The organism is Schnuerera sp. xch1 (genome assembly GCF_019931165.1).
Classification (GTDB): Bacteria; Bacillota; Clostridia; order Tissierellales; family Tepidimicrobiaceae; genus JAIOUP01.
Window position 1 is genome coordinate 1 of the sequence record NZ_JAIOUP010000006.1, and the last position, 12,288, is coordinate 12,288.

The 12,288-nt window shown below is 33.6% G+C and carries 10 protein-coding genes, 1 tRNA gene, 1 pseudogene and 1 riboswitch; of the genes and pseudogenes, 9 read left to right on the forward strand and 3 right to left on the reverse strand.

Annotated features, from left to right (window positions below; all coding sequences use genetic code 11):
• Nucleotides 1–191 (reverse strand): annotated as a pseudogene (locus K8M07_RS05990) (hypothetical protein); the annotation flags it as partial.
• Nucleotides 192–338: 147 nt separating this feature from the next.
• On the opposite strand from K8M07_RS05990, the gene spoIID reads away from it, so the two are divergent.
• The 8 genes from spoIID (at nucleotide 339) to K8M07_RS06030 (ending at nucleotide 7,133) form a co-directional block, all read left to right on the forward strand.
• On the forward strand, nucleotides 339–1,355 hold the full coding sequence (gene spoIID, locus K8M07_RS05995) for a stage II sporulation protein D (RefSeq protein ID WP_223376996.1): 1,017 nt from the start codon (nucleotides 339–341) through the stop codon (nucleotides 1,353–1,355).
• 131 nt (nucleotides 1,356–1,486) lie between these two features.
• Nucleotides 1,487–2,332, forward strand: a complete 846-nt coding sequence (locus K8M07_RS06000; protein ID WP_223376997.1) for a M23 family metallopeptidase — start codon at nucleotides 1,487–1,489, stop codon at nucleotides 2,330–2,332.
• A gap of 85 nt (nucleotides 2,333–2,417) precedes the next feature.
• A complete protein-coding gene (gene spoIIID / locus K8M07_RS06005) occupies nucleotides 2,418–2,672 on the forward strand; it encodes a sporulation transcriptional regulator SpoIIID (protein WP_223376998.1) in 255 nt (84 codons plus the stop codon).
• Nucleotides 2,673–2,970: 298 nt separating this feature from the next.
• A complete protein-coding gene (locus K8M07_RS06010; RefSeq protein WP_223376999.1) occupies nucleotides 2,971–4,002 on the forward strand; it encodes a rod shape-determining protein in 1,032 nt (343 codons plus the stop codon).
• Nucleotides 4,003–4,080: 78 nt separating this feature from the next.
• Entirely contained in the window at nucleotides 4,081–5,127 is a 1,047-nt protein-coding gene (locus tag K8M07_RS12780; RefSeq protein ID WP_223377000.1) for a flagellar hook-basal body protein, read from the forward strand.
• Between the two features lie 13 nt (nucleotides 5,128–5,140).
• The gene (gene flgG, locus K8M07_RS06020) at nucleotides 5,141–5,935 is read left to right on the forward strand and encodes a flagellar basal-body rod protein FlgG (protein ID WP_223377001.1); all 795 of its coding nucleotides are present in this window, start codon (nucleotides 5,141–5,143) and stop codon (nucleotides 5,933–5,935) included.
• Nucleotides 5,936–5,947: 12 nt separating this feature from the next.
• Nucleotides 5,948–6,265, forward strand: a complete 318-nt coding sequence (locus tag K8M07_RS12785) for a rod-binding protein (protein ID WP_223377002.1) — start codon at nucleotides 5,948–5,950, stop codon at nucleotides 6,263–6,265.
• A gap of 10 nt (nucleotides 6,266–6,275) precedes the next feature.
• The gene (locus tag K8M07_RS06030; protein WP_223377003.1) at nucleotides 6,276–7,133 is read left to right on the forward strand and encodes a transglycosylase SLT domain-containing protein; all 858 of its coding nucleotides are present in this window, start codon (nucleotides 6,276–6,278) and stop codon (nucleotides 7,131–7,133) included.
• Nucleotides 7,134–7,320: 187 nt separating this feature from the next.
• Here K8M07_RS06030 and K8M07_RS06035 read toward each other — a convergent pair whose 3' ends face one another.
• Nucleotides 7,321–10,173: a phosphodiester glycosidase family protein gene (locus K8M07_RS06035; protein WP_223377004.1), complete on the reverse strand. Its 2,853-nt coding sequence runs from the start codon at nucleotides 10,171–10,173 to the stop codon at nucleotides 7,321–7,323.
• A gap of 269 nt (nucleotides 10,174–10,442) precedes the next feature.
• Nucleotides 10,443–10,519: transfer RNA gene (locus K8M07_RS06040), tRNA-Pro, on the reverse strand.
• 273 nt (nucleotides 10,520–10,792) lie between these two features.
• Nucleotides 10,793–10,895, forward strand: a riboswitch (SAM riboswitch).
• A gap of 57 nt (nucleotides 10,896–10,952) precedes the next feature.
• Between K8M07_RS06040 and metK the strand changes: the two genes are divergently transcribed.
• A complete protein-coding gene (gene metK / locus K8M07_RS06045; protein ID WP_223377005.1) occupies nucleotides 10,953–12,128 on the forward strand; it encodes a methionine adenosyltransferase in 1,176 nt (391 codons plus the stop codon).
• The last annotated feature ends 160 nt before the right edge of the window (nucleotides 12,129–12,288 follow it).

Here is a 12,288-nt window from a genome sequence, read left to right on the forward strand (position 1 = left end):
TATGAGCGATTCTTATTTGATGTTTCAAAGGCACTAATACCATGTTCTTTATATGTTAGATACCAACGCCGAACTGTTTCATGGTGAGCTCCAATATTCTTTGCAATACTTTTAAATCCTTGTATACCTTCCTTATAATCTTTGCAAGCTTGTAATTTTACTTCCTTACAAAACTTTACTTTTCTTCCCATAAAAAACCTCCTAGTAGAAAATCTAATTTTAATTAATTAGACTGTCTACTTTGGAAGTATCATATCAGGGGCCGTCTTTTTTTTATTGTTATAATTTATTCTCTCTTTGCATACTATATTGTATACGAAAGGCAAGAGGGGGAAAAGATGAAAAAATTTGGGATTTATACTGGGATTGTATTGGTAATCATTATTTTGATACCTTCAATCATAGTAAAGACTTTTAATTTTGTTCCAAAAGAAAACAAATTAAAAGATAATTTAAAATCTGAGTCTGAAGAAAAAGATATTGAATACGAAGAAGATTTTGATTATATAAAGGTATATGATACGAGGACTCAAAAAGTTAAGGAGATGCCTTTAGAGGAGTATGTGAAGGGAGTAGTTGCGGCAGAAATGCCAGCTGAATTTCACATTGAAGCTTTAAAGGCTCAAGCTGTAGCTAGTAGAACCTATGCCCTAAATAGAATGCAACGATATCCTGAAGGGAATCCAGGACATCCCGAGGCTCCACTTTGTACAGGCATTCATTGTCAGGCATATCTCACACTGGAAGAATTGAATGACCTTCATGCAAAGGATTGGGAAGAAAAGTACTGGCCTAAGATAGAAGAAGCTGTGGATTCAACAAAAGGACAGGTACTCTATTATAGAGGGGAAATAATTGAACCTCTATATCATTCTACTAGTGGGGGAATGACAGAAGATGCTATAGATGTTTTTGCCGTTGATTTGCCTTATTTAAAATCTGTAGAAAGTCCTTTCGAAGAAGATGCACCTAAGTACAAAAATGTTGTAACCATGACAGGAGATGAGTTTGTTGACAAACTCAATCAACAATATCCAGGAACTAATATTACTAAAGATAACCTAGCAGAAAAAATAAAGCTTGTTGAGAAAACGGAAAGTGGAAGAGTAAAAAAAATAGCCATTGAAGGCACAGTGGTGAATGGAAGAGAAATAAGAGAATTATTCGAGTTAAATTCAACTAATTTCAAGATATACTTTAGCCCCAAAAATAACATAGTAGACATTGAAACAGTGGGATATGGCCATGGTGTAGGTATGAGCCAATGGGGAGCCAATGGAATGGCTAAGAATAATAAGGATTATGAAGAGATATTGAAACATTATTATACAGGAGTAAAGCTAGACGATTTGTAAAACCAAGAGAATTATTCTCTTGGTTTTTTACGTTATAAAACAAAAAACCATCTCTAATTTTTCTGGAAAAATTTATTTATATATGTATTAAATAGATAAATGTGGAAATACTAGCTAATGGAGGTGGGGGAATGAAAGAGAAATTGAAGAAATTTATTGAGAAAGATGGATTTTATCTTATTCTATTTATCTGTGTATGTATTGTAGCAATCACAGCTGTATGGGCTTCTAAGGTAAACTTGGATAAAAGTGATGAAGACAACCTATCACAGAATGAAGAAGACTTCATTATTGTTGATGATGAATTAGAAACAGAGAATTCTGTAGAAACTAGTACAGAAGATGAAAAAATAGATGAAAAAGAATCAGATGAAGAAGAAACAGGTAAAGAAAAAACTGAAGAAAAACCTAAGGAAGAAGAGACTGAAGAAAAAACAAGTGAAGAAACTGAAGAAGAAAAAGTAAACGATGAAAAAGCAGATGAAGAGATATTGGATGAGGAACTTGATGAAGATCCAACAACTGAAGAAATAGCAACTGCTTCCAATCAATCAAATCGCATGGGAGCTCCAGTAATGGGAAAGATAAGTACAGAGTACACAGATGATAATTTAATTTATTCAGAAACATTAGAAGAGTGGACTTCTCATAAAGGAGTAGATATTGTAGTCGAAGAGGGTGCTCGAGTTTTGGCTGCATTATCTGGGACAATATCGGAGGTATATAATGACCCATTATGGGGAATGATAACTATTATAGACCATGGAAATGGATTACTTACAAAATATGCAAATCTATCTACAGAAGAATTATTAAGCGAAGGAGTTGCAGTAAATGAGGGTGATCCAATAGGTAAAGTAGGGAAGACGGCAACAGTTGAGATGATGATGGATCCACACCTTCATTTTGAAGTAATCAAAGATGGTACAAACGTTGATCCAGAAGATCATCTACCAAGCTTTATCTATTCAGAGTAATATATTAGTTCTAATAGGAATTAAAAATGCATAAGTATTTAGAAAGATTAAAAAACCCAATAAAGTCCAAAGGGGGTAGACCTACTTGAAAGATTATATTGAAGAAAGAGCATTGGAAATTGCAAAATACATAATAAGTGAAAAGGCCACTGTCAGGCAGGCAGCAGGTGTTTTTGGTGTAAGTAAGAGTACAGTGCACAAGGACGTTACAGAGCGTCTTCCCAAGATAAACCCTCTTATAGCAACCATGGTAAAACAAGTTCTAGACCAGAATAAAGCTGAAAGGCATATTAGAGGAGGGAAAGCAACTAAATTAAAATACAAAGCAATTAACAACTAATAGTTCAATAAAAATAGCCCTCTTTTCTGGGCCTTTTGGTCTTGATTTTTGTCTTCCCAAATTAAAATCACTTCAGTTTAAAATATAGTAAATCGCATTAGGAGAAAACAAATTAATTATAAGAAATAATATAGAGCGGCCGTTCTTTTGTGATATCTAAAGAGTGGCCGCTTTTTTATACATTAAAACAAAAATGGAGTCGCTTATTACGGAAAAATTGAAAAAATTTGGTTTATTAGGAAATAATATATGATATAATGTATAGATGTACAGATGATTAATAAGGGGGCGATTGTAAATGACTGCTTTAAGAACTGATATTGGAATAGACTTAGGAACAGCAACTGTACTTGTATATCTAAAGGGAAAAGGCATAGTTTTAAATGAACCATCTGTAGTAGCTATCGATTATAATACTAACAAAATTTTAGCCGTAGGAGAAGAAGCAAAGAGAATGCTTGGAAGAACCCCTGGAAATATAGTTGCAATTCGACCTATGAAAGATGGAGTGATTTCTGATTTTGATATCACGGAAAGGATGTTAAAGTATTTCTTTGCAAAGACAGTAGGAAAAGCCATTTTTAAACCTAGGGCAATCATATGTGTGCCAAGTGGAATAACTGAAGTAGAAAAGAGAGCAGTACTTGAAGCTAGTAGTCATGCTGGATCTAGAAAAACCTATTTAATTGAAGAACCTATAGCTTCAGCAATTGGAGCGGGTATAGATATAACTCAGCCTGATGGTAATATGATAGTAGATATAGGTGGAGGAACTACAGATGTAGCAGTGATATCTTTAGGAGGTATAGTTGTAAGTAAATCAATTAAAGTTGCAGGAGATGAATGTAATGAAGCAATTGCAAGATACATTCGTAAAAAACATAACATGATGATTGGAGAAAGAACTGCTGAAAATTTAAAGATAAGTATAGGAACTGCATATCCTAAGGAAAAAGAATTGTATATGGAAATAAGAGGAAGAAATTTAATGACAGGACTTCCCAAAAATATAAAAATTTCTTCTAGTGAAATGTTAGAGGCTTTAGAGGAGCCAGTGTATCAAATTGTTGAAACTGTTCATAATGTATTAGAAAAAACTCCTCCTGAGTTAGCCGCAGATATAGGAAATAAAGGAATATTTATGACAGGTGGAGGTGCATTATTACAAGGATTGAATAAGCTTATTATGGACAGAACTGGTATAGATACTTATGTTATAGAGGATCCAGTTAGTGCAGTAGCTATAGGAACTGGTAGAGCGTTGGATTGGATAAGATTCTTGGATTCGGATTCCATAGATTCTAATTCAATAAGGTCACATAATAGTTAAAGTTTTTTGTATATATGTCGATAATAATGTTTGAAATTACATAAAAATTAATTTTGATCTTGAGGAAGGAGAATCCAAGTGAATAGAGGATTATATATTAGTGCTACCTCTTTAATTGCTAATCAGAAAAAGTTAGATATTTTATCCAATAATTTAGCTAATGTAAATACTACAGGATTTAAGAAAGATATATCTCTAGTTGAAACATTTCCAGAAAAACTATTATCGAAGATAAATGATAGAGATACTGGCCTTAGAGTAACGGGAAGGAATGCAATCACATACGAAACAGATGGACAGGTCCATACAGCTAGAACTGATAATGGATATTTTGTAATAAATACACCTAATGGAAATAGTTATGTGAAAGAGGTCCGTTTTACTGTGGATGAGCAAGGCTATCTGAGAACTTATTATAGAGATAATAGAGAAGACTTGAATACAGATTATGAAAATTTTGTGGCTAATAGGGAAGGAAATCCTCTTCAAGGACAAGTTGGAGATATAGAAGAACTTTTGCAAGGGAATATCTATTATCCAGATTCTCATGTAATAGGCACTATGAATGCAGGAGTCAACTTTCAAAAGGTAGTTATAGATTTTACTGCAGGAAATATAGTTGAAACTGGAGGAACTTATGATTTAGCATTAGATGAATCTGGATTTTTCAAGGTTACTGGAGAAGATGGTAATACATATTATACTAGAGATGGTTCATTTTCAACAAACGCGGAAGGCGCGCTTATAACAGCCAGTGGAGAATTAGTCCAAGGAATAGATGGGCCAATATATATTGATGGCAAAGAGGTACTCATACGTAATGATGGGTCAGTAATAGTAGATGGAAACGTTGTAGGATTTTTAGACGTTGTAGATATAGATAATAGAGAATTTTTGAGAAAAGTTGGAGACAGTTTATATGAAATGGCGGAAGGAGTTGAATCGGAAGAGATTCCTTATGAAGGAGAGGTCATACAGGGATACTTAGAAGGTTCAAATGTAAATACAATACAAGAGATGGTAGATATGATTACTCTACTTAGAGAATTCGAATCTGGACAGAAGATAATAAGGATGCAGGATGAAATCCTTCAAAAAGCGTCAAATGAAATAGGAAGAGTATAGGAGGGTATAACCTATGAGATCACTATGGACTGCAGCAACAGGCATGAGATCACAACAGTTTAATATTGATACAATTTCAAATAACTTATCCAATGTAAATACTACATCATACAAGGCTCAAAGAGCAGAATTCAAGGATTTGTTTTATACAACACTTAAGAGAGCAAATGTATTGGATGAACAAGAAAGGCCAGTTAATCTAGAGGTAGGTCATGGAGTTATGCCTGCTGCAACTAGAAAAGATTTTAAACCTGGCAGCTTTGTCGAAACAAATGGTACTTTTGATTTAGCCATCGATGGAGATGGATTCTTTGGGGTATTGTTACCCAATGATGAAATTAGATATACTAGGGATGGCAGTTTTAAATTGAGTGTGGATTATGATGAAGGTATGTTGGTAACTTCTGAAGGATATATCGTGTTGGATGAAGACGACAATGAAATATTTATAGAGAGTGGAATAACTGATATTACAATAGATGAATTAGGATATATAACAGGAGCAGATGAAGATGGAGAACCAGTTGATTTAGGAAGAATTAAAATAGTTGAGTTTACCAACCCAGAGGGATTGCTATCAGAGGGCTCAAATCTATACAGTCAGACTGTAGCTTCAGGAGAGGAAATACCTATAGATGCTGAAGAAATGAGAGGTAGAATAGTTCAAGGATATCTGGAATCTTCAAATGTACAAGTAGTGGACGAAATGGTCAAGATGATAACAGCCCAAAGAGCTTATGAAATTAGTTCTAAGGCTATACAAACGTCAGATGAAATGCTTCAATTAATCAATAATTTAAAAAGATAATGAGGTGGTTATGTGGAAGTAAATGATATAAACACTGATAATGACCCATCATTATTACAAAAGAAGGTTGAATCAATATCAAAGACCAAGGATGATGAGGATTTAAAAGAGGTATGTAAGGAATTTGAATCCATATTTCTAAACATCATGTTCAAAGAGATGAAGAAGACAATTCCAGATAATGGGTTTATAGAAAAGAGTACGGGAACTGAAATGTTTGAAGACATGCATATAGAGGAACTATCAAAAGAAATATCTAGTGGAGAACAAAGCGTAGGCATAGCAAAGATGCTATACGAACAATTCAAGAATGGATATATCAGTTGGTAGGAGGTAAATAATGAAGAAAAAACTTGTATCAGCTATACTAACATGTATTCTATTATTTGGTACAGTTAGTATAGGATTTAGTGAAAATAAAAATTTACCTAGAGAAGATGTGGAGAAAATAATAGAAGAAGTTGCAACCAAGAGAGGAATACCAAGTATAATATTGAAATCAATAGCTAAATTAGAGAGTGGATTTTGTCAATTCAATAGTTATGGCGATCCTTTAATCAGTAGAGGCGGAAATATAGGTATAATGCAAGTAAGTGGAAAAGCAGCAATTTATAACATAGAGAAGTTAAAACATGATCCTGTTTATAATGTAGAGGCAGGGGCAGATATGTTGCTTAAAAAGTGGGACATGGCTAATACTAGAATGGCTACCATAGGAGATATGGATCCTAACATATTGGAACATTGGTATTTTGCTCTATGGGGGTATAATGGCCTATTGGACAGAAATAACCCAAATGTAGGGAATGATACATACCAATCTAAAATATACGAGGTATCATTAAAAGATTATAATAGAAGAATAACTCCAGTTAGTAGAGGTGCTATACCTAGCAGGGGATATCCTAGAAATAATATAAATATACCAACTCCTGAAACATATCATGAAGGTGATATATTAAAATATAGTCCTGAAGATATAGTACAACCAGATACCATAGAAAAGGCACAAGGAAAAGATTCACTAATTCTCTATGATAACCCTATGGGGACAAAAATAGGTGCAGTGGGACAAGAACAAACTATGACTGTATTAGAAGAACCAGTATTAAAAGGTGGTTATTATTTTTATAAGATCCAAATAAATGAAGATGGAAGAGTTGGTTGGGTTTATGGAAACTGGATATCTGAAATATAATAATCAAGGATTAAAAACTCCCCTAACTGTTAATACTATTAACAAGTTAAGGGAGTGATTTTTTATGGTGAGGAGGATAGTTTATATATTTTTAGTTATTATAATTACAATATTTACAGTAGGATTTATACTATACAATCAATATTAAGATGAAGATAATAAGGGTGGCTTTGGCCACCCTTATTATTTAGTCTACTTGGTATGTTATATTATCGCCATCTATTGAAAATTCTACTGTATTCAGATATTTCATATCCTCTTGACTATCTATGATTTTGTCATTTAGCTGAATGTACCTCACTCCATCTTTTAATTCTGTTTTAGTAGTATTTCCAGGGTGTATTACCCATACGCTTTTTCCGCTTTCTGAAGTCTGAACTAAGGTTTCATGTAATAGTTCAGCTTCCAATTTATCTACAAATCCACCTGCACCAAATATTGGAGTATTTAAGAATAACATTATGTGATCTTCTTCTGCATTTGCTAGTCCATTCTTTAACCATACCCATTGTTGTGGATTAGTAGGTCTGATGCCGCCTTTAGCACTACTTGCATCTATCATAAATACATTTTTATATCTATGGCTTGTATAAGGAGCTCCAATATTTATGATCTTATCCGATTTAATGCCATTATTAAGTTCATTATTGGCTTTTCCTATTAACATGCTTACATCATGTTGATTTGCTCTGTTTCTAATTTTATCATATATAGTAGATACCAATGTCTTGTCCAATTCCTCGGTAGTGTTAGAAGTCTTTGGTATTCTAGCAACCATTAGTGAAAATCCATCTTTCACATTGGCTTCAACATTTCTATTATCCTTGAATTCAGTTGGAGTTGGAGCTATTGTTTCATCATAAGAAGGTGGATAATAAGCTTCTAAACCATCTATTAAAATTTCTCCTGAGTAACTCTTGCTGCTGTCTGTCTCTATAACATAAATTCTTTCCAATGCAATTGGATAAGAAATATTGTCAGGAATATTAGCCTCAACTTGTTGCCATTGTGTAGAATCTAAGGATTTCTCAAAATTAATATAGTGACTATTTCCATTTGCATCTAAGACTTTTCCTCTTAACCAAGTACCATTACCGTCACCTTTTACCCATAAAGATAATCTATTTGGAGTTCCCTTTAAGGCTAATCCATTTTTACCTTCTGGTTTAAACATTAAATATGAGGCTCTAGTATCTTTTCCTTTAGCAAAATCATATTTAAGTCCTATGCTGTTTTGGCCTTCTTTAGCTTCAGGTTTTGTGCTGATGCTTCCACTTACATAGTCCGGATATGCAACAGATTTAAAGTTTTCTATATTCTCAAAACCTTCTATAGATGTTTTATTATCACTACCAATGGATACTAATATGTTGTTTAATGCATCTCCTATGCTAAGAGATATAGCACCGGCTCCAATGTTTCCATTGCTGTAGAATACACCATCTTCGATATTTCCTATGTTTCCTAAAACGGTCCATTCAATATCTTCCTTGTATATCTTTGCGCTGTATCCATTTTGATCTTTTCCATATATAGTCCCTATATTTTTACTTCCATTAGGATGTAGATGAAATTTATCAACTGGTATATCAATGCTTTTAACTTCACCTAATACTCTTAAATCAATTGAATCAGTTAAGCCTTTATAATTAGCTTGTACAGTTACTGTACCTGAAGATTTAGCTTCAAAGATATTTTCATATATTTCCCCGTCAACACCTTCAAATGTATATTCTACCTGACTATTATCTATTTTAAGGGGATTATGATATTGATCATATCCCTTTATAGAAAACTTTCTAGTTGTATTAGGAAACATATCCGTTTCATCTGTATCAATCTCTATATATGAAAGTTCTCCCTTAGGTGCATTAGTAAATACTCCAACACCATTTACAACTTTACGTTCGGTTCCTTCAGAAGGTTTATTTACAACTTCAGCTAATTGTTTGTCTATAGGTCTAATAGCCATAGTTGTGGAACCACCACCATCAAGATTGATAGCATCATATGCTCCTAAATCTCTTAGTATGGATCCAAATATTTTTTGGCTTACTCCCTTATATGAAGTATCCCTACCATCTATAGTGGCTATTATAAGTTCTTTTCCGTCTTCGGAGATTCCCATTCCTGTTCTTGGTTGATCTCCTTTTATATCAATATTTGTATTTGTTATATTTCCATCTTGAAGTATTATACTTCCACCACCTATAGCAAATTTGATATCTTCTAAATTAGGAGAAGTACCTACATCTAGTTTAACTTCATCTCCTTCTTCAAAATTATCAAGCAAAGGTTCTTTTCTTTCTCCACGAACTGATATTATGTATCCATTCTCTGGAATAGGTACAGCTTCTTCCCCTATTCTAATATCTTGGACTACATTATCTACAACTACCATTTCTACCATTTGATCATCAGGGCCATTATTATATTTCTTTCCAAAAGATTTGGAACCCCAATGTTTATTTAAAAGAGTTACCATATCCATATCTGCGGCTTTGTTAATCAAACTAATGGTTACACTCTTATTAGAATTTAATGACGTGATATTCATTTTTCTATCGAAAAAAGTTATATCGGAATTGTTGTCTGTATCTAAATAGAATGTAGGAAGAGCATAGGCTCTTTCTATTGGAGAAGATATAACTTCACCATCTTGAATGAAACTTCCCATTGAATGGGGTATTGGGCTATAGGTAAAGAAGTCACCATTAATTCCTGCCACTGCTTTGCTATCTGTTACCATATCACTTACGGTGTCTCTATTAGAGAGGCCATTATCACTAAATAATCCAGATATTTCAGCATATTCATCAGTCAAATCCACTCTAACTACATTTATGTTCCACCAGCCTTTAGTTGTAAATTTCCTTATGTTCTCATATTGTATACCTGAACCTATATATCGTGAATCCTTAGTTTCATGGATTACATAAGGCATATTAACTGCACTAGCAGCTAACGATGGAACTGTTGAAGCAATTATCATACTAAAAACAAGTAAGCAAATAAAAAACTTTTTAATTGAAATTTTCAAAAACATCACCTCTCCTAAATAAAATAACAAGTAAATTACTACATCTTAATACATTGTAAATTTTGCTTTTAATTCCTTGAAACCTCCTTTCTACAAAAAATTTCTTCTTTTTCCATTCATGATAGTATTATATAATTTTAATGTCTCAATATGGTTACAATAGGATTACAATCAAATAACAAGTGTATGACAATTTGGTAAAGATGAAATTAGACAAAAAATTAGGCAATAAAAAAAGAAGGATTGATTTTTCAATCCTTCTTAATCAATGGTCGGGGTGAGAGGATTCGAACCTCCGACCTCATGGTCCCAAACCACGCGCGCTGCCAAACTGCGCCACACCCCGTTGATTACTTTCTCTCGCTGACTACTCTTATAGTATAAGGGATGTTTGATATAAATGCAACATATAAAAATAGGTCAATAATAGGCGTAAATAACTGTTATAACGAGATAAACAATAATATCTAATTTATTCTTACTATATCGACAAATTTCATTTAATAGAGGTTCAATCATTAGAGCCTTTAGTTTCAGGCTAAATTTTCAAATAAGTTATCAATTGACTTATATATCCCATTATGTTACAATAATTGCAGAATTGAATAAAAATCTTGATGCCTTATCAAGAGAGGTGGAGGGACTAGGCCCGTTGAAACCCGGCAACCTGTAATATATCAAGGTGCCAAATCCTACAGAGTTTAGAATCTGAAAGATGAGGTTATTTGCAATTGCCTTTTCCTTTTGGAATAGGTTTTTTTAATTTAAGGAGGAATTCTATGAAAAAATGGTTGTTTACTTCTGAATCCGTAACAGAAGGGCATCCAGACAAGATATGTGATGCTATCTCTGATGCAATATTAGACGAGATACTGGCCCAGGATCCAGATGCAAGAGTGGCGTGTGAGACTTCAGTGACAACAGGGTTAGTGTTAGTGACAGGAGAGATAACGACGGATTGTTATGTAGATATACCAAAAGTCGTAAGAAGAACAGTAGAAGAAATCGGGTATACAAGAGCTAAATATGGTTTTGATGCAGATACATGTGCGGTGCTTACATCCATAAATGAACAATCTTCAGATATAGCTCTTGGCGTAGACAAAGCGTTAGAACATAAACAGAATGGAAAAGATGAGTTTGATAAAATTGGAGCAGGAGACCAGGGCATGATGTTCGGGTTTGCGTGCAATGAAACAGAGGAATTAATGCCATTGCCAATATCATTAGCTCATAAATTAGCTAGACGTTTAACAGAAGTTAGAAAGAATGGTACATTGGAGTACTTGAGACCTGATGGTAAAACTCAAGTTACAGTAGAATACCATGACAACAAACCAGTTAGAATAGAAAACATCGTAGTTTCTACTCAACACAGACCTGATATGGATTTAGACACAATAAAAAGTGATATTATGGAACATGTGATAATGAAAGTAGTTTCTCATGATATGTTAGACCAAGATACCAAGTACTATGTAAATCCAACAGGAAGATTTGTAGTCGGTGGACCAATGGGAGATGCTGGACTTACTGGAAGAAAGATAATAGTGGACACCTATGGTGGATACGCAAAGCATGGAGGAGGAGCATTCTCAGGAAAAGATCCTACAAAGGTAGACAGATCAGCTAGCTATGCAGCAAGATATGTAGCCAAGAATGTAGTAGCAGCAGGATTAGCAGATAAATGTGAAATAGGTATAGCTTACGCCATCGGAATTGCTAGACCTTTATCCCTATATGTGGATACCTTTGGGACAGGCAAGATTTCAGATGAAGAAATAGAAAAATTGATAAAGAAACATTTCGATTTAAGACCAGCAGCTATCATCAAAAATTTAGACTTACAAAGACCAATCTACAGAAATGTAGCAGCCTATGGACATTTTGGAAGACAAGATTTAGATTTACCATGGGAAAGAACTGATAAGAAAGATGTGCTATCAATAGATTAAGCACAATTATATCCAATTGATTAAATATTTTAATGAATTCATTAAGATCCTGGGAGTATATGCCATAAGTCTACAACTATATATGAATATTTCTATGTATTTTAATTAACTCATCAAAAGTAGAGTAAGGAATTGGCCTTACTCTACTTTTTTTAATTTC

Coding starts and splice junctions, on each gene's coding strand:
- K8M07_RS06000 (WP_223376997.1), top strand. CDS start 1,487: ATGAAAGAGAAATTGAAGAAATTTATTGAGAAAGATGGATTTTATCTT.
- K8M07_RS06010 (WP_223376999.1), top strand. CDS start 2,971: ATGACTGCTTTAAGAACTGATATTGGAATAGACTTAGGAACAGCAACT.
- spoIID (WP_223376996.1), top strand. CDS start 339: ATGAAAAAATTTGGGATTTATACTGGGATTGTATTGGTAATCATTATT.
- flgG (WP_223377001.1), top strand. CDS start 5,141: ATGAGATCACTATGGACTGCAGCAACAGGCATGAGATCACAACAGTTT.
- K8M07_RS06030 (WP_223377003.1), top strand. CDS start 6,276: ATGAAGAAAAAACTTGTATCAGCTATACTAACATGTATTCTATTATTT.
- metK (WP_223377005.1), top strand. CDS start 10,953: ATGAAAAAATGGTTGTTTACTTCTGAATCCGTAACAGAAGGGCATCCA.